Here is a 17,300-nt window from a genome sequence, read left to right as displayed (position 1 = left end):
ACGATGACCACGCTGACAGCGGCGCCGGGCGCGGGCGTCGATAAGCAGAAGAAGGCGACACCGATGCGCAACAGCCGCGTTCTGCTCGCCGCCGTACTGCTCATCATCACCGCCCTCATCGGGTGGCCGCTGTGGGGTGTGTTCCGTTATGCGCTGTCGGTGGAGGGATGGACGGTGGTGAGCAGTTTCGCCACCTCGCGCATCAACCGGCAGCTGCTGCTCAACACGTTGCAGCTGGGCCTGTCGGTGGCCACGCTGACTACCGTGCTGGCGTTCATTCTCGCTTTCGCGCAGGCCCGCATGCATTTCCTGGGGCGCCGCGCCATCCACTTCCTCACTCTTTTGCCGATCGTGTCCCCGCCGTTTGCGGTCGCCGCGGCGACGATCACCCTGTTCGGGCGTTCCGGCATGATCACGCAGGGCATCTTCGGCTATCGCCTGGACATCTACGGGTTCTGGGGCCTGCTGTTCGTGCTCACCCTGTCGTACCTGCCGCTGGCGTACATGAACCTGCTCGGCATGCTGCGGGCCCTCGACCCGGCGCATGAGGAGGCCGCATTCTCGCTGGGCGCGAACCGCCTGCGGATCCTGCGGACCGTTACCCTACCCATGCTGGTGCCGGGGTTTGCGGGGGCGTTCCTGCTGGTGTTCGTCGAGACGATCTCGGATCTGTCGAATCCGTTGGTCCTCGGCGGAGATTTCCAGGTGCTGGCCTCGCGCGCCTACCTGGCGATCATCGGCGAGTACAACCTGCCGGGCGGCGCCGCCTACTCCATGGTGCTGCTCCTGCCGGCCGTCACGCTTTTCCTGCTGCAGCGCTACTGGGCGGAACGCGCGTCAACGGTGTCGGTCTCGGGTAAGCCGACAGGCCGGCACGTGGCGATTGAGACGCCCTGGCTGAAGATCCCGGCGCTCATCGTCGCCTATATTGTCGCCGCGCTGGTGCTCATCATCTACGGCGCGATCCTGCTCGGAGGTTTCGTGCGGATCCTCGGCGTGAACAACACCTTCACGCTGAACAACTACCGCTACATCTTCACCGGTGTGGGCAATGACGCGATCATCGACACCACCCTCCTCGCGCTCATCGCCACGCCGATTGCCGGACTGCTGGGCGTGTTCATCGCCTGGCTGGTGGTCACGCGGCTGCAGCGCACCGCCGGGGTCGTCGACTTCCTCGGCATGCTGGGCATGGCGCTGCCGGGCACGGTCGTCGGCATCGGTTACCTCATTGTCTATAACTCCTCGACAACCGTTTTCGGCATCCCCCTGGCCCCCGCGTTGGCCGGCGGCGGCGCGGTGTTCGGTGGTGCAATCGCCATCATCATGGTGTTTGTCGCCGGTTCTTCCCCCGTCGGTCAGCGCAACGGCATCTCCGCGCTGCGGCAGATTGACCCCGCGTTGGAGGAGGCGTCGATCTCACTCGGCCAGTCCGAGGCGGGCACCTTCCGGCGAATCACCATGCCGCTGCTGCGCCCCGCGCTGCTGGCGGGCCTGACCTATGCTTTCGCGCGGTCGATGACGAGCGTGTCGGCGGTCATCTTCCTCACCACGCCCTCGCAACGCATCCTCACCTCGCAGATTTACGCCGAGGTCGACCGCGGGCGTTTCGGTAATGCCTTCGCATTCTGCACCATCCTGATCATCATCGTGCTGCTCGCCATGCTGGTCATCCACCTGATCACCCGCCGCATGGAAGGAGCCCGCCAGTGGCAGGCCGTCTGACCCTCAAAGACCTGGTCAAGGTCTATAACCCGCGTTCCGGTCACCGCGCCGTCGATGGTTTCAACCTCGACATCGCCCCGGGCACCTTCGTCACCCTCCTCGGGCCCTCCGGCTGCGGCAAGACGACCGTGCTGCGCACCATCGCCGGTTTCGAGTCCCCGACGTCCGGCGAGTTGCTTCTCGACGGCGCCGACCTCACTCGCGTCTCCCCCGATAAGCGCCCCATCAGCCTCGTTTTCCAGAGCTACGCCCTGTTCCCGCACTTGAACGTGCGCGAGAACGTCGGCTACGGCCTGCACGCTGCCGGCGTCAAGCGCGTCGAGTTGGCCACCCGCGTCGACGAAGCCCTCGACCAGATGGGCCTGACGGGCCTGGGTGACCGCTCCCCCGGGCAGCTGTCCGGTGGACAGCAGCAGCGCGTCGCCCTGGCGCGCGCCATGGTCACCCGCCCGCAGGTGATGCTTTTCGACGAACCGCTGTCCAACCTCGACGCCACCTTGCGCGAGCGCATGCGCCTGCGCATCCGCCAGCTGCAGCGTGAACTGGGGGCTACCGCCGTCTACGTCACCCACGACCAGTCCGAGGCGATGGCCATGAGTGACCTCGTCGTCGTGATGAACGCCGGGCGCATCGAGCAGGTCGCCACCCCCACCGAGCTCTACCGCCGTCCCGCCACCGCTTTTGTCGCCGGCTTCGTGGGCCGCGCCAACCTGCTCAATGTCGACGTCGCCTGCGTGGAGGAGGAGGGGGCGCGGGTCACCGTCTTCGGCCACGGCATCACCGTCCCCGCGCACCCTGACTTGCAGGAACGGGATAATCCGGCGGTGCTGCTCATCCGACCCGAGTCGCTGGTGGTCACCCCGCTCGACGAGGGAGCAGAGGGCGCCGACATCGCCACCGTCACCGTCTCCGCGTTCATGGGCGAGCGCGTCGACTATGAGCTCGACTGGCAGGGTCAGCGCCTGTTGGCCAGCTTGGCCAACCCCGAGGCCTCCGATGTCCACCCCGAGGGCACCCGCGTCCGGCTGTCGACGGACGCCGCGCGTGGTTGGGTGCTGCCCGCCGGGGAGTAGCCGCCTGCCTGCAACATCCGCTCCTGCCCCGGGTAGCGTTCCGCGGCGGCCACTTGGGGCGGTGGCGTGGGCGCGGGCCGTGCCAGGCGCTGTCGCGCCCGGCCCAGGGCGGCCGCTGACCAGCGTTGATACAGCTCAGGGTCAGCCGCGAGCCGCTTCACCAGCGCGGGAATGTCCGCTCCCAGCGCCCCACAGGGTTCCGGTCCGAGTACCAGATCCGCCAGCCACCCGGCGGGTGCCCCCAGAATCGGCAGTCCGACCGCCATCGCCTCCAGCACCTGGTCCGCGTGCTCCGGGCGCGGGTCGGGAAGCAGCAGGGCATCATAGTCGTAGAGAATGTCCCGCAGCGTCACCGCGCCGCGGTAGATGATCTGCTCCCCCACCGCCTCGGGGCGGTGATTGCCGATGATCTCGGTGAGGACGGGGGCGTCGATAAGCGGGGACAGGGAGGCCAGTCGCCGCAAGCGCCCATCGTGCCCGGCGCGGCGGGCGCGATGGTAGGCGAAATGCTCCCAGTCCACCATCAGTCCGTCCACCAATGGCCTGCATGTCCGGGCAGGTGGGCGGTAGCGGGGCCGAGGTTGACCCAGGCCTCACCGCGGGTGAACAGTCGGCGGAAAACACCGGGGCCGCCGGGGCAGTCGATGATGGGACTGGTGGGTTCACCCAGGTCAGGGACATCGATGAAGGGCATGGCGTGGTAGCCGTCGTGGGCCGTGGCGGTGACGGCGACATCCCGGTGGGGCCAGAACACGTACGCCGCGGCGACCGCGAGCGGCAGGGAGGTATCCGCAGGTGAGCCATCGCCGGGCACGCGGGCGATGATGAGACCCGGGACGTCCAGCTCGGCGAACTGGGCGAGGATGTCGGGGATGTCGAGCCAGCCGTCGTCGCGTGTGCCCCAGCCGATGAGGCATTCCTCGAAACCCCCGCCGAAGGCGGAGTGGCGGGCCCAGCGCCCGGGCTCACGGCGGGATTCGGCGATGTTGGGCACCAGCACCTTGCCGATATCGCTCAGCGCGGTTCCGGCCCGCTGGACAAGCTGTTCCAGCCCGGCGCGGACGAGCTCCATGTCGAGCCCGTGCCCGTAGTAGTCATCCCACACGTCATTGTCAGCCATGATCCCGTCGAAGGGGCTGCCTGTGAGTTCAGCGACGACACACTCCACCCACGCCTTTTGGTAAGACTCGTCCCACACCCGTTGCTGACGGTGGCCGCGGTACTGACGCCACTCGGGCACGGCGGCGGCGGTGTGCAGCTGCTCCGACAAGGCCGGGCTGATCCCGGAGCTGTAGACGGGGCCGGGCTCGTAATCACGGATGGAGGACAGACATTTGTAGGCCAGGACGGTGCAGGTGGGGTCCGCCTCCTTGAGTCGGCGCGCGGCGTGCATCTCCCAGGGTTGGAGCACCACGGCGCGGTAGCGCCCGGCGGCCTCGTCGATCTCTTCCTCGGTGAGCGGGCCGGCGTAACGGAGCCAGGCCAGACGCGGGGTCATGCGCTCGGCTCCGGGTAACGCTCGAAGGGTCCGTCAGTGATGTCCTCGGGCCCGCGCCCGAGATCCGCGGTGCGGGTGGCGCGCTCCGGCTGCGCGCCGAGGCGACGGTAGATGGCGTTGTAGCGGACCATGACGCTTTCCATGAGGAAGACGGTGCGCAGCCGGTCGAGCGCATTGTCGCTCCACGTGCGGTAGAGCTCGGGGCTGGCCACCATCCGCTGGACCATGTCGGCCAGGCCGGCCACATCACCCGGTTCAACAAGGTCGCCGCAGGGCCCGATGGTGCGGGCATCGGGGTCGGAAGGGTCTTCGAGGGGGTCGATGACCAGCTGGTCCATGCCACCGACGTTGGTGCCCAGGACCGGCAGTCCGATGACCATCGATTCCAGCACCACCACGGGCTGGCCTTCGTTGAAGCTGGCGAGGATGAGCGCATCGTAATCGTGGAGGACGTCGCGCACGGCGACCGTGCCGCGCAGGGTCACCCGGCCTTCGAGTTCGTGCTCGCGGATCCGCGCGAGGCACTGCTCGTAGTATTCCGGGACGTGCTCGGTGGGGCCGAGGACGTCGATGACAACATTATCGACGCCGCGTTCGACGAGGAGGGCGGCGGCGTCGATAAGCTCGATGATTCCTTTAATCGGCACCACCCGGGCGATGCACGCCAACCGCCATGTCTTCTTGGTGTCCAGGTTGTCGCGAGCTTCTCGACGCCGCGCCCGCGCATAGTCGAACTCCTCCCACACGATGCCGTTGGGCAGGATCTCCGATTTGGAGCGGTCACCGCCCAGGTCAGCGGCCTCGGTGATCGCGTTGGGATAGAGGTAGGTGATGTGGTCGGTCTCCGGGTAGAGCATGGCGCCCAGGACGGTCCACCAGCGGGTCCAGAACTTCTCCACGGTGCTGCTGGCGTGCAGCTCGTGCGACTGCATGGTGACCGGCAGGTTCATCGGCCGCTCCAGCAGTGTGTTGACGGTGTCGCGGACGTAGAGATTGTGCTCGGTGAGCAGGAAGGCCCCGTCGTTCTGGATCTTCGCCGCCGCCGAAACCAGGCTGGCGTAGCCGGTGGTGTGGGCGTGGTAGACCCGCGCCGGCGGATGCACCCGATCCAGCAATGAATAGGCCAACGAGAAGAAATCCCGCATGAGCCAGAACAACTCGCCCAGGCTGATGTCGGTGGCCCCGCGGGTGGCGTGGACGGCGGCCTCCATGAACTGGCGGTCAACCAGCACCGACCACAGCCGCCACGTGCGGGTCTGTGGGTTGACCGCATCGAGGTACAACTGACGCATGGGGGCGTAATGGCCGTTCAGCGCCGCCTGCACGGCGTCAATGAATTGTGTGACCTGTTGCTCCTCCCGCGGGTTTTCCACAGCCGCGCGGAAATCCGCACCATTTTCCTCCAGGGAGAGGTAGAGCACGTCAACCCACTGCACGTTGGCGGGCATGCCGTACAGGTCCTCCGACGGGGCTTTGGTGTCCCAGGCGATGTGGATGATGCCGAAGCTCAGATCCGGGTTGTGAGTGATGATGTCGTGGACCACCGCGGACACCCCGCCCTTGAGGAAGGGGTAGGTGGACTCCATGACGATGGCGACGTCGACAAGCGGCAACTCCCGCTCATCGCCCGGAAGCCGCAGGATAGGAGTGTGCGCCACGCTCACCACGCGACCGCCTTCTGCCAGAACTGCTCGTAAGGGACATCGGTGACACTGTCGGAGGTCCACTTCAGCGCCGCGAGCATCACTCCCAGCGAAGCAAGCAACACGACGATATAGGCGAACTCAGGCTCCAGGAAGACAAAGGCCAACAACGTGGTCGCCAGAAAAATCCCGCCCAACCAGGCCGCCGTCTCATCGAGTTCGAACTGGGTGAGCTGGTAGAGCGACAGGTGCAGCCCCAACAGCACCGTAGGCACCAGGAAGAGCATGAGGCTGAAGGGACTGTGCTCAATGGGCAGCCCACCGGAGATGAGAATGACACCCAGCCCGGTGCCGGCGGCAACGAAAACGGTGGTGGCCATGGTGTTCCACAGCTGTCGACGGGTCTGCTTACCGGTGGACCGCAGGGTGGGGATGGGGGCGGAATTGATCCCGGACATAAGCGTGTCCAGGCTGGCTCGCAGGATCGGGTACTGGGAGGAGAAATAGAAGGCGATGGCCACCACCACGGGGATGAGGCCGACGTAGACGGTGATGATGTCCACGCGGTTCATGTTCAGTGCGATGAGGAAGAACTTGTCCGCCCACAGCACAGAACCCAGGGACAGACCGATGACAGTCTCGCGCAGGAGCGGGCGGAGCGGCAGAGCCCGCGGGACGGCCAGCCCGGTGAGTCCGCGGCCCAATAGGGCCAGCTGCGGCAGGAGGCCGACCAGGGGAGCCAGGAACCACAGGTGCGGGGCGAGAAAAAGTGCGCCGGCGTAGAGAGCCCAGCCAGCAAAGATACGGAAATAACGCTTCGTCTCCTGGGCGGGAATAAGTGACTGGGCGAAAATCAGGTTGGTGACGAGGCCGAAAACATAGAACCCGATCTCGACGCCAGCCCAGCCCGTGATGGTCGCCATCACCACCGCGAACAGCGCCACGGAGAGCAGGGAGGCGGCGATCATCGGTGGCCACACGCGGGCGAAGGCACGGTAGAACGCTGCGGCGTCGTTGCGGTCTGCCTGCTGCAACGGGCGATAGAAGGGCAGGGTGACAGCGTGGGAGATCCACGGGACCGTAATGGATACCATGAGGACCAGGGTGATGGTCTCCCCCAGGGTGCCGACGATGAGCGGGAAGACTGTCATCAACAAAGCCGTAGGCGACATCTGCACCAGCACCGGCCACACTTGTCCGCGGCTGAGTGCGTATCCCACGACGAGGAGACACACCACCCCGCCGAAAGCCATGGAACGGAACGGGTCAGGTTCCCCGAGGAAGAGCCAGAGCCACGCCACGAGCGTGGCGGCCAAGGCGGCGATGATACCGAACAATTTCGGTTCAAGGGGGATGTCTCGTGACGTTTTCACCGTCTGAGGGCCTCTCATCAGGAAATGCAGCTATATCCAACACTTCCTTTAGGAACGCCCGTTATCAAACTGAGACCTGAGAATTTGCCATGTTATTAGGAGCGTGACAGGAAAATGCCAGAGATAGTGGAGATTTCCGCTCAACCTGTCAAAAGATTAAGAGAGTTGGACTACCCAAAAGTCGCCCCTGCGGCTAGCCGCAGCACCCGCTACACACGGCCCACCTAGCTACAGGCAGGTCAGCGCTTCTTCGCGTAGTAGCGCCCCATGAACTCCGTGCGGTAGTCCTCGAAGTAGCCGCCTTCTATCGACGCCCGGATGTTATCCACCAGCCGGATCATGAATGACAGGTTGTGGATCGTGCACAGCGTCATCCCGAGGAACTCATTCGCCTTGAACAGGTGCCGCAGGTACGCGCGGGAGTAAGTCTCGGAGACGTAACCGCCAAACTCCTCATCAATACCGCGGAAGTCACGCTTGAAGCCGGCGTTGATTAGGTTGAGGCGCCCGTCGAGTGTGTAGACACCACCCCGGCGCGCCAGGCGGGTGGGGGCCACGCAGTCGAAGGTGTCGGCGCCGGCCTCGACGGCGGTGAAGATGTCATCCGGTTCGGAGATACCCAACAGGTGGCGCGGCTTGTCCGCGGGTAGTTCATCACACACCCAGCCGACGATCGTGCCCAGATTCTCCTTCTCCAGGGCCCCGCCGATACCGTAACCACCGAAGCCGCGTTGCCCGGCGGCAACGCTGGCGTCGGAAAGCGACACCAGGTCGCGGGTGGCCTTGCGCCGCAGGTCCTCGTATTGGGCACCCTGGATGACTCCCCATAGCGACTGCAGCGGCTTGTCCTCCCGCAGCTGAGTCTGCCGGTTGTGCTCCTCGATGCAACGCGCCGCCCAGCGATGCGTGCGCTCGACGGAAGCTTCCTGGTAGGAGCGGGTGTCCATGAGGGTGGTCAGCTCATCGAAGGCGAAGATGATGTCCGCGCCGAGCTGGTGCTGGATCTGCATGGAGATCTCCGGGGTGAAGCGGTGGCGGGAGCCGTCGATGAAGCTGACGAAGTCGACGCCCTCCTCGTCGACCCGTGCCAAGTTCTTCTTCTCCCGGCCCCAGTCCTGGCCATCCTTCTGCTCCATGGTCAGGGTTTTCTGGAAGCCGACACCCTGGCTCATCACCTGGAAGCCGCCGGAGTCGGTGTAGGTGGGCCCCGACCAGTTCTCGAAGCGGCCCACGCCGCCCGCCTCGTCGACGATGTCGGCGCCGGGCTGCAGGTAGAGGTGGTAGGCGTTGGACAGGATTGCCTGCGCACCGGTCTGGGTGATCTGCTCCGGCGTGAGCGTTTTCACCGTCGCTTTAGTGGCCACCGGGATAAACGCCGGGGTCTGGATATCACCGTGCGGGGTGTGGATGGTGCCGGTCCGCCCGTGCCGGCCGGGGCCGGATTCGAGTTCGGTGCCGAGTGCGAATGACAGGTCGGTCATGAGGTGACCTTCTCCATTTCCTTGCGGTGCTGTTGTTGCGCGGCGTGCCGTTCCTCCCACTCCTTCTCCAGAGCAGTGCCCTCGATGTCCATGCGGGGGATGAGGCGGTTGAGCCAGCGGGGGATCCACCAGGTGGCGCTGCCCATGAGGAACATCGTGGCGGGCACGAGCGCCATGCGGACGAAGAACGCGTCGAAGAACACGCCCACACCGAGGGCGAAGCCGAAGATCTGGATGAACGGCAGGGGCTGGTCGATGAAGGCCACGAACACCGCGATCATGATGAGCGCGGCGGCGGTGACCACGCGGGCTCCGCGGGTGAAGCCGATGATGGTGGATTCCTCGACGGCATCGAGTTTGGAGATCGCCCGCGGGACATCCGGGTCGGGGTCCTCGTGGGCTTTCACGCGCAGGTTGATGTAATGCTCACGCATGCGGGTGACCAGGAAGACCTGGTAGTCCATGGCCAGGCCGAAGGTGACACCGATGAGGAAGATCGGCATGAAGGAAATCAGCGGGGCCGGGGTGTTCACCAGATCCCACAGGCCTTCCTGCCACACGAGCACGGTCATGCCGAAGGCCGCGCCGACCGAGAGCAGGAAGCCCAATCCGGCGACGAGCGGCACCATGACGGAACGGAACACGCCGAGCAGCAGGAATATCGCCAGACCAACGACAATCCCCAGGTAGATCGGCATGGCCTCCGACAGCCTCTCGGTGATGTCCATCTGGACGGCCGTGAGGCCGGTGAGCCCGATGTCAGCACCCGTGGCGTCGGCGATCTGCTCGCCCTGCTCACGCAGAGCATGCGACACCTGGGTGGTGTACTGGTCATCCGGCCCGGTGAACGGGGTGACCATGATCTGCGCGGCGTCGGTGTCCGGGTTCATGCCCACCAGCTGAGCGTGCTTGACGCCGCCGACGTTTTTCAGCTGCGCGACGGTGTAGAGGAAGGAGCTGGTCACAGCTGCTTCTCGACGATCCACCGTTTCCCCCTCCCCGGCCATCGATTCCTGCGCCTGCACCAGGGGTGCCAGGGCAGGGGCGTCGGGGTTGATCTCGTCAGCGTCGACGATGACCAGGAAGGGCGCGTTGACGCCCTCGCCGAAGCCCTCGGCCATGAGGTCGGCGGATTTGCGCTGGGTGGTGTCCAGGTTGGAGGTCGAGTCTGAGGGCAGCGAGAGCTCCATGTTGAGCACCGGGTAGGACAGGGCCCCGAGGGTGAGCACGACGACGGCCATGACCAGGCCGGGGACGCGGCGCACGAAGCGGATCCAGCGGTTACCCATCGTCGGCTTTGCTTTTCGACGCCGCCTTCCCTCCTTCTTCTCGCGCTTCTTCCACGGGTTGCCGGCTACGCCGGGCACCGGTGCCTTGAAGGTGCGGTCGCCGAGCACGCCGAGCAACGCCGGGATGAAGGTGAGGGCGACGAGCACGGCGACGAGCACCGTGAACGCCGCCGACAGACCCATGGCGGTGAGGAACTCAATGTTGACGATGGTCAGCGCCGCCAGCGCGATGATGACAGTGGCACCGGCGAAGACCACCGCGGATCCGGCGGTGCCCACGGCCATGCCGGCGGCCTCATCGGCAGGCATGCGGGACCGCTCCGCCCGATAGCGGGAGAGGATGAACAGGGCGTAGTCGATGCCCACGGCCAGGCCGATCATGACGGCCAGCACCGGGGTGATGTTGTTCAGCTCGATGAACGCGGTGGCGATGATGATCGTCAGCGCGCCGATACCCACGCCGATAACGGCGGTGAGCACGGGCAGTCCGGCCGCGATGAGCGAACCGAAGGTGACGATGAGTACCACAAACGCGACCGCCAGACCGACGATCTCACTGGTGGTTTTCACCGTGATGGGATCACCGAAACCGGCACCGCCGGCCTCGACCTGAATGCCCTGCTCACGACCCAGATCCATGGCTTCATTGACGATGGCCCGGTGCTCATCCGTCACGTCCATCGATGAGGGCACATCAATGGTGAAGGTGGTGTAGCCGATGCGGCCGTCTTCGGAGACCATCGCCAGGTTCTCGGCGTCCTCGCGGGCAGACTCCTCCGGCAACCCCTGCTCCGTCATCATGTCGATGACCCCCTGCTGCAGGGCAGGCGAGACCTCCACGGGGTTGCCGAATCTCTCCGTGTCGGTCAGATCAGGAAGATTGTCCGCAATATGGGTGACCACCGTGTCAATCGCCGCGGAATTCCCCGGATCCGCCAACTGCTCACCCTCTGGCGCGGCGAACACCACGTTGACGCTCGCCGCATTGACGGGGTTGCCGCCCTCCGGGAACTTCTCCACCAGCACCTTGGTCGCCTCAATAGAAGGCGTGCCGCCGATAGAGAATTCGTTGGAGAACGGCTTCTGGAAGGCCACGGCTGCGCCGGCCACACCGGCGAGCGCCGCCAGCCATACGAGGATGACGATCCACTTGCGGTGGAAGGACCAGCGTCCCAGCTTGAACAGAAATTTAGCCACGGTAAATGGGCTTTCCTCACACGAGAATTAAGCGAACAGGGCCAGTCTACCGAGGGGGCCCGACATGGACGAAGGCCCCGACCTTTGCGGTCGGGGCCTTCAGGTTGGCGGTGGCGGAGGGATTTGAACCCTCGGTTGGGGGTTACCCAACAATCGCTTTCGAGGCGATCACCTTCGGCCGCTCGGACACGCCACCTTGGTCACTGTCAGCCAGGACCTCGGTCAAGACTAATCGAGCGTGCCGCGGCCTGCCAAATTAGTTCTCGCGCTTGGCATCCTGGACGGAGCCGAGGACGTTGTCGCCGGCTTCCTTAACCTTGTCGCCAGCCTCGCGGGCGCCTTCCTTGACGTCAGCCTTGGTCTGGTCGGCCTTGCCCTCGGCCTCGAGGCGCTCGTTATCCGTAAGCTTGCCGGCGCCTTCCTTGATCTTGCCGCCGAGGTTCTCCATCTTGTCTCCGATGCTCATGTGCATAACCTTTCTGTTGATGTGATGTATGTCCCAGGGTAGCGACACATGAGAAATGGTGCATAACGTTAACGTAAAGATTTGAAGAACCCCGCCAGCAAGGCCGCACACTCTCGCTCCAGGACCCCGCCGCGCACATCCGGGCGGTGGAGCTGGCCGGGGGCGCGGAGGACGTCGATAAGCGAGCCGCAGGCGCCGGTCTTCGGCTCCCACGCCCCGAAAATCACCTCATCCACCCGTGCTCCGAGCACGGCACCCGCGCACATTGTGCACGGTTCCAGGGTGACCACCAGCGTGCACCCGCTCAGGCGCCACGCATCGCCATGCTTCTCGACGCCCCGCCGAATCGCCAGCACCTCCGCATGCGCCGTGGGATCCCCGTCGGCTTCGCGGCGATTGGTGGCAAACGCCAGCTCGCGCCCATCCGGGCCGAAAATAACGGCTCCCACGGGCACGTCGCCGGGCGGGGTCATGGCCGCGACCTCCAGGGCGCGGCGCATGAGCCGCTCAGCTCGCACGAGGCCCTCCTCGCGGGGAAGGATCAATCGTCGACCCCCGCGACGTCGATAAGCTCATCAGCGAAACCAAGCTCCTCCGCGATACGGACCAGCTGCTCGGAGGGCCACAGATCATCATCGTCGGCGATGACCCCGAGGATCTCCTCGCTCAGGCCCACGTCGGCGAGGAGGTCGAAATCGCCGTCCGGCCAGCCGTCCACATCATCGAGCTCATCCGGATCCAGGTCCGGGATCTCCGCATCCAGCTCACTGAGGATCTCCGCGGCGAAATCATCATCAACCGCCATCGTCGCATCCGACACGAGTGCCTGCACCCCATTCGGCGTGGGGCGGACGATGACGAAATAGTCATCATCGACGCACAACAACGCGAACGCTGGCCCCTCACTCCGCAACTGCCGCACCGCCTGCACAGAGGTCGCCAGCGCAGAAAAATCATCGTCGAATGAACGCACCACCCAGTGCCCATCGGCCCGGGTGACCGTCACGGCGAAGCTACGGCCGTACTCCTCGTGTTCCATACCGGTGAGACTAGTCCTGTTGTGGGACACTTGTCAGGTGACCTCGACGAACGTTACCCGCCCCATCTGCATCCTCGGCCTCGGACTCATCGGTGGCTCCCTCCTGCGCGACCTGGCCGCCCGCGGCCACGACGTCTACGGATACAACCGCTCGGGCGCCGGTGCCCGCGCCGCCAACGAGGAAGGCTTCGACGCCTCCGACGACCTCGCCACCACTTTGCGACGCGCCGAGCAAGACAAAGCCCTCATCGTCATGGCAGCCCCCATGCCCGCCATCCCCGGGATGCTCGACGCCATCGCAGAACACGCACCCAGCTGCGGTTTCACCGACGTCGTCTCCGTCAAGGCCGAGGTCTACGCCCTGGTCAAGGAACGCGGCCTGCAGGACCGCTACGTCGGCGGCCACCCCATGGCCGGCACCGCTGACTCTGGCTGGTCCGCCTCCCAGGAAGGCCTGTTCACCCGCGCCGCCTGGGTGATCACCTACGACCACGCCCCCGACGCCTCCCCCGAGTGGATCCAGCTGTGGACCGACGTCGTCCGCATGATCCTGGCGGTCGGCGCCGACGCCATCCCCGCCCGCGTCGAACACCACGACGCCGCGGTCGCCCGCATCTCCCACCTCGTCCACCTCTTCGCCGAGACTCTCGCCATCGTCGGTGACAACGGCGGCGCCCTCGCCCAGTCCCTGGCAGCCGGCAGCTTCCGCGACTCCACCCGCGTCGCCGGCACGCAGCCCTCGCTGGTGCGTGCGATGTGTGAGACGAACGCCGACGCCGTCGTCGTGGCGCTTGATGAAGCCCTCGACCTGCTTAACGACGCCCGCGCCTCCCTCGCCAAGCCCCGCCCCGACATCTCGCAGCTCGCCGACTCCGGCTACGCCGCCCGCGTGCGCTTCGAGGCCCGCCATGGCGCGCGCGGCGAATCCGTCTCCCCCGTCAAGATCTCCTCACGCCCCCTGCTGCGCCTGCACCCCGGCGCCCCGACGTGGGTCAGCCAGCTCGTGCAGGCGGAATCCCTGGGCGCACGGATCGACATTTTCTAGGGGCACTGGGTTGGTGCAAATGCCCCATGCTTAAGTACAGCCAAAGTGCACCAACCCAGTGTGACTATCCGTCGTGATGCAAAAAGGGCCACCTCTCGGTGGCCCTTCACTGTGCGCCCGGAGGGATTCGAACCCCCAACCTTCTGATCCGTAGTCAGATGCTCTATCCGTTGAGCTACGGGCGCTTGCTGTCCGGCTGCTGCCGTGCAACGAGATGTAACATTACATGGCAGCGGTCGGGACAGACAAATCAGCTGGTCAGCGCGCTTTTAGATCACGAGGCCGAACACCGGGACAGCGATGAAGTAAGCGGCCAGGGTGATGAGCACGACGGCGATGGCATTGAGCCAGATGCCGCCCTTGATCATGTCGCCGATCTTGACGTAGCCGGAGCCGAAGGCGATGGCGTTCGGCGGGGTGGCCACCGGCAGCATGAACGCACAGGTGGCGGACAGGGCAACCGGGATGGTGAGCAGCAGGACGTTCATCTCGGTCGCGCCGGTCAGGCCGATACCGACAGCGACGCCACCCATGATGGGCAGGAAGGTCGCGGCGGTGGCGGTGTTCGAGGTGAACTCGGTGAGCACCAGGACCAGCAGGGCGACAGCACCCATGAGCAGGAAGATCGGCAGGACCTCCAGGCCCTTGGCCACCTCACCGATCCACAGGGACAGGCCGGTGTTGGTGAACATGGCCGACAGGGAGAGGCCACCACCGAAGAGCAGCAGGACGTCCCACGGCAGTTCGTTGGCGGTCTTCCAGTCAAGGAGACGGACACCGGTCTTGCCGTCCGCCGGGATGGCGAACATGAGCAGACCAGCGATGACACCGACGATGGCATCGTTGTAGGCCAGCGCGGAACCGGTCCAGTCCATGATGAGCGGGATGAACACCCAGGACAGGGCAGCCAGCACGAAGATGATGGTGACGAGGATCTGCGGCTGGGTCCACTTACCCATCTTCTTGATTTCCTCGCGGATGAGCTCGCGGCCACCCGGGATCTCGTCCATCTCCGGCTTGAACACGGTGATGAGCACCAGCCATGCGATGACGGTGAACACCACGGCCACGGGCACGCCGACCATCATCCACTGGCCGAAGCCGATGACGATGTCGTGGGCCTCGCTCATGTAACCGGCGAGCAGGGCGTTCGGCGGGGTGCCGATGAGGGTACCCAGGGAGCCGATCGATGCGGAGTAGGCGATGGCCAGCATGAGGGCCGTGGCGAACTTCTTCTGCTTGCGCATGCCACCGACCAGGCCGGCGGTCAGCGACAGCACGGACAGGCCGATGGGGAGCATGACGACGGCGGTCGCGGTGTTGGACACCCACATGGACAGGAAGCCGGTGGCGATCATGAAGCCGAGGATGAGACGCTTCGGGCTGGTGCCCACCGCCATGACCACGGCCAGCGCCATGCGACGGTGCACGTTCCAGCGCTGCAGACCCAGGGCCAGGAGGAAGCCACCGAGGAAGAGGAAGATGGTGGAACTGGCGTAAGGGGAACCAACCTCCGCAAACGTAGCGACACCCGCCAGCGGGAAGACCGCGATCGGAATGAGGGCGGTGGCGGCCAGCGGAATGGCCTCGGTCATCCACCACACGGCCATCCAAATGGTGGTGGCGGCGACGATACGCATCGCCATGTGGCTGTACTCGGCTTCCGGGTCAGCGCCGGCGGACTGGAGGACCGTCTCGGCGGCGTTGGAGGGGAAGAGGAAGTAGACCAGGGCTGCGAGGACCAGGCCGAGGATGAGGCCGAAGGCCTGGCGATACCATTCGCGGGGATCGCGGGTCTCGCTGAGGTCGCCCGGTGCGGGTTCGACCGTCGGCTCTGCCTTGCGGTTCTCCACGTCGGAGTGAGGAGTGCTCATGGTGGGTGCACGATCCTTATGTGATGTATGCGGGACAGGATTAGTCGAAGTGCCCTCCAGGAAAAAGTGAGCACTCCCTACGTGTTACATAAGTGGACGGCACCACTTTTTGCCAACTCAGTACGGCAGGTCACATACGCCCCGATTCGGGCATTCACCTGCACAGACCGCCCATCTGACGCCGCGACCGCCCCCTATCCGGGGGTGGCAGGGAACTTTCATGCCAACTCACAGGCCGAGGACAGACTTGGCAATGAGGAAATAGATGATCAAACCGGTCGCATCCGACAGCGTCGAGATGAACGGGTTGGAAAAGACCGCCGGGTCCGCGCCGACCTTCTTCGCGATGATCGGCATCACCCCACCCACCGTCGCCGAAAAAGTACACACCAGCAGCAGGGTTGAACCGATGACCATGCCGATTGGGAGCCCGTAGACCAGCGTGCCCAGCACGAAACCCAGCGTGCCCAGCACGGCGCCGAGCAGCATGCCCACCCGGATCTCCCGCCACGCGACGGCAGCGACGTCGCGCGGTCGGACGTCGCCCAGCGCCAGAGCACGGGTGACCGTGGTCGCCGCCTGATTGCCCGTGTTGCCGCCCGTGCCCGTGAGCAGCGGGATGAACAGGCTGAGCACCACCGCGGCGGCGAGAGTGTCCTCGAAGGTGTCCAGTACCTGCACGGTGAGCAACGCGGAGATCGCCAGCACCAGCAGCCACACGATGCGGGATCTCACGATCTTCACCAGCGGCGTCGATAAGTAGGGCTGCTGCAACGGTTCGGACGCGCCGGAACGGGCGGTGTCCTCCGAATCCGCCTCCTCGATGATGTCGGCAGCGTCATCGAAGGTGAGTACGCCGACCAGGCGTTCCGACTCATCCACCACCGGCATCGCCAGCATGTCCAGGGGCACGAACCAGCGGGCGGTCGCCTCCGCCTCGTCCTGCGCGTGAGCAAACACCGGCTTCGCCATTAGATCAGCCACCCCGGTCGATCCCTCCGCGGTGAACAGGTCACGCAGCGACGCCACCCCGACCAGCCGCCGGTCACGGCGAATGATCGGCAGCGTGTAGATCGTCTCCACATCGTGAGCCACCCGGCGCAGCTTCTGCAGGATCTCCTCGGCCGTCATGTCGTCGTAAATGTGCGGCACCTCCGGCGACATCCGACGTCCCACCGACCCCCTGGGGTAACCGAGCACCACACCAGTGATGTCACGCTCCGTGTCATCGAGGGTGCGCATGAACCTTTCGGCGATCTCGGCGGGCAGCTCGTCGAGAAGCGAGACCCGGTCATCCGGATCGAGCTCACCGAAGAAGTCCGTGACGGACTCATCGCCCAGGGCGTCGATGAGGTCGGCCTGATGCGCGGCGTCGAGCGCGTCAAACACGGCGATCGCCCGCTGACGGGACAGCAACCGCAGGACCACCGCCGCGCGCACCGCCGTCGAACGCTCAACAAGTGCGACGACATCCTTGATCGGGGGTTCGTCGAGAAGCTCAGAAAGCTCCGCCGCGCGTTCCGGCGGTACTCCCCCGTCCGCGCGGATGATCCTCTCGAGCTTCTCGATCACGTTGACCTCAGACATGTCGCCTCCC

General features: G+C 65.4%; 14 protein-coding genes and 2 tRNA genes. 3 read left to right on the top strand and 13 right to left on the bottom strand.

Features of this window, described 5'->3' with window-relative positions:
• Nucleotides 1–3 precede the first annotated feature (3 nt).
• Together Q4G50_RS00405 and Q4G50_RS00400 are read left to right on the top strand one after the other, a co-directional pair.
• The gene (locus Q4G50_RS00405; protein WP_303375657.1) at nucleotides 4–1,725 is read left to right on the top strand and encodes an iron ABC transporter permease; all 1,722 of its coding nucleotides are present in this window, start codon (nucleotides 4–6) and stop codon (nucleotides 1,723–1,725) included.
• Nucleotides 1,710–2,798: an ABC transporter ATP-binding protein gene (locus Q4G50_RS00400; protein WP_303375656.1), complete on the top strand. Its 1,089-nt coding sequence runs from the start codon at nucleotides 1,710–1,712 to the stop codon at nucleotides 2,796–2,798. Before Q4G50_RS00405 ends, Q4G50_RS00400 begins: the two co-directional genes overlap by 16 nt.
• On the opposite strand, the gene Q4G50_RS00395 is transcribed toward Q4G50_RS00400, so the two are convergent.
• The 10 genes from Q4G50_RS00395 to Q4G50_RS00350 all read right to left on the bottom strand — a co-directional run bounded on the left by Q4G50_RS00395 (nucleotide 2,681) and on the right by Q4G50_RS00350 (nucleotide 12,784).
• Nucleotides 2,681–3,334, bottom strand: a complete 654-nt coding sequence (locus Q4G50_RS00395) for a hypothetical protein (RefSeq protein WP_303375655.1) — start codon at nucleotides 3,332–3,334, stop codon at nucleotides 2,681–2,683. The two genes, Q4G50_RS00400 and Q4G50_RS00395, sit on opposite strands and share 118 nt — an antisense overlap.
• A complete protein-coding gene (locus Q4G50_RS00390) occupies nucleotides 3,322–4,296 on the bottom strand; it encodes a putative glycoside hydrolase (RefSeq protein WP_303375654.1) in 975 nt (324 codons plus the stop codon). The genes Q4G50_RS00395 and Q4G50_RS00390 overlap by 13 nt, the downstream gene beginning before the upstream one ends.
• Nucleotides 4,293–5,954: a GT4 family glycosyltransferase PelF gene (gene pelF / locus Q4G50_RS00385; protein WP_303375653.1), complete on the bottom strand. Its 1,662-nt coding sequence runs from the start codon at nucleotides 5,952–5,954 to the stop codon at nucleotides 4,293–4,295. The genes Q4G50_RS00390 and pelF overlap by 4 nt, the downstream gene beginning before the upstream one ends.
• A gap of 2 nt (nucleotides 5,955–5,956) precedes the next feature.
• Entirely contained in the window at nucleotides 5,957–7,255 is a 1,299-nt protein-coding gene (locus Q4G50_RS00380) for a hypothetical protein (protein WP_303375652.1), read from the bottom strand.
• Nucleotides 7,256–7,551: 296 nt separating this feature from the next.
• On the bottom strand, nucleotides 7,552–8,793 hold the full coding sequence (gene tgt, locus Q4G50_RS00375; RefSeq protein ID WP_303375651.1) for a tRNA guanosine(34) transglycosylase Tgt: 1,242 nt from the start codon (nucleotides 8,791–8,793) through the stop codon (nucleotides 7,552–7,554).
• Nucleotides 8,790–11,279, bottom strand: a complete 2,490-nt coding sequence (locus tag Q4G50_RS00370; RefSeq protein WP_303375650.1) for an MMPL family transporter — start codon at nucleotides 11,277–11,279, stop codon at nucleotides 8,790–8,792. The genes tgt and Q4G50_RS00370 overlap by 4 nt, the downstream gene beginning before the upstream one ends.
• 105 nt (nucleotides 11,280–11,384) lie before the next feature.
• Nucleotides 11,385–11,475: transfer RNA gene (locus Q4G50_RS00365), tRNA-Ser, on the bottom strand.
• A gap of 60 nt (nucleotides 11,476–11,535) precedes the next feature.
• Nucleotides 11,536–11,739, bottom strand: a complete 204-nt coding sequence (locus Q4G50_RS00360) for a CsbD family protein (protein WP_303375740.1) — start codon at nucleotides 11,737–11,739, stop codon at nucleotides 11,536–11,538.
• 74 nt (nucleotides 11,740–11,813) lie between these two features.
• The gene (locus tag Q4G50_RS00355) at nucleotides 11,814–12,245 is read right to left on the bottom strand and encodes a nucleoside deaminase (RefSeq protein WP_303375739.1); all 432 of its coding nucleotides are present in this window, start codon (nucleotides 12,243–12,245) and stop codon (nucleotides 11,814–11,816) included.
• Nucleotides 12,246–12,286: 41 nt separating this feature from the next.
• The gene (locus Q4G50_RS00350; RefSeq protein WP_303375649.1) at nucleotides 12,287–12,784 is read right to left on the bottom strand and encodes a tRNA adenosine deaminase-associated protein; all 498 of its coding nucleotides are present in this window, start codon (nucleotides 12,782–12,784) and stop codon (nucleotides 12,287–12,289) included.
• A 37-nt stretch (nucleotides 12,785–12,821) separates the two neighbouring features.
• Between Q4G50_RS00350 and Q4G50_RS00345 the strand changes: the two genes are divergently transcribed.
• On the top strand, nucleotides 12,822–13,829 hold the full coding sequence (locus Q4G50_RS00345) for a prephenate dehydrogenase (protein ID WP_303375648.1): 1,008 nt from the start codon (nucleotides 12,822–12,824) through the stop codon (nucleotides 13,827–13,829).
• A gap of 112 nt (nucleotides 13,830–13,941) precedes the next feature.
• Here Q4G50_RS00345 and Q4G50_RS00340 read toward each other — a convergent pair.
• From Q4G50_RS00340 to mgtE, 3 genes are all read right to left on the bottom strand, one after another.
• A tRNA-Arg gene (locus Q4G50_RS00340) sits at nucleotides 13,942–14,014 on the bottom strand.
• 84 nt (nucleotides 14,015–14,098) lie between these two features.
• The gene (locus tag Q4G50_RS00335; protein ID WP_303375647.1) at nucleotides 14,099–15,703 is read right to left on the bottom strand and encodes a DASS family sodium-coupled anion symporter; all 1,605 of its coding nucleotides are present in this window, start codon (nucleotides 15,701–15,703) and stop codon (nucleotides 14,099–14,101) included.
• A 228-nt stretch (nucleotides 15,704–15,931) separates the two neighbouring features.
• Nucleotides 15,932–17,290, bottom strand: a complete 1,359-nt coding sequence (mgtE, locus tag Q4G50_RS00330; RefSeq protein WP_303375646.1) for a magnesium transporter — start codon at nucleotides 17,288–17,290, stop codon at nucleotides 15,932–15,934.
• Nucleotides 17,291–17,300: the final 10 nt, after the last annotated feature.

The organism is Corynebacterium sp. (genome assembly GCF_030538285.1).
In the GTDB taxonomy this organism is placed as follows: Bacteria; Actinomycetota; Actinomycetes; order Mycobacteriales; family Mycobacteriaceae; genus Corynebacterium.
Note: the sequence above shows the minus strand (reverse complement) of the source record. Positions and strands in the feature narration are given on the sequence as shown.

Bases quoted from the DNA above. Each gene is read 5' to 3' on its own strand.
- Q4G50_RS00405 (WP_303375657.1), top strand. From the start codon at position 4: ATGACCACGCTGACAGCGGCGCCGGGCGCGGGCGTCGATAAGCAGAAG.
- Q4G50_RS00390 (WP_303375654.1), bottom strand. From the start codon at position 4,296: ATGACCCCGCGTCTGGCCTGGCTCCGTTACGCCGGCCCGCTCACCGAG.
- tgt (WP_303375651.1), bottom strand. From the start codon at position 8,793: ATGACCGACCTGTCATTCGCACTCGGCACCGAACTCGAATCCGGCCCC.
- Q4G50_RS00355 (WP_303375739.1), bottom strand. From the start codon at position 12,245: ATGCGCCGCGCCCTGGAGGTCGCGGCCATGACCCCGCCCGGCGACGTG.
- Q4G50_RS00350 (WP_303375649.1), bottom strand. From the start codon at position 12,784: ATGGAACACGAGGAGTACGGCCGTAGCTTCGCCGTGACGGTCACCCGG.
- Q4G50_RS00335 (WP_303375647.1), bottom strand. From the start codon at position 15,703: ATGAGCACTCCTCACTCCGACGTGGAGAACCGCAAGGCAGAGCCGACG.
- mgtE (WP_303375646.1), bottom strand. From the start codon at position 17,290: ATGTCTGAGGTCAACGTGATCGAGAAGCTCGAGAGGATCATCCGCGCG.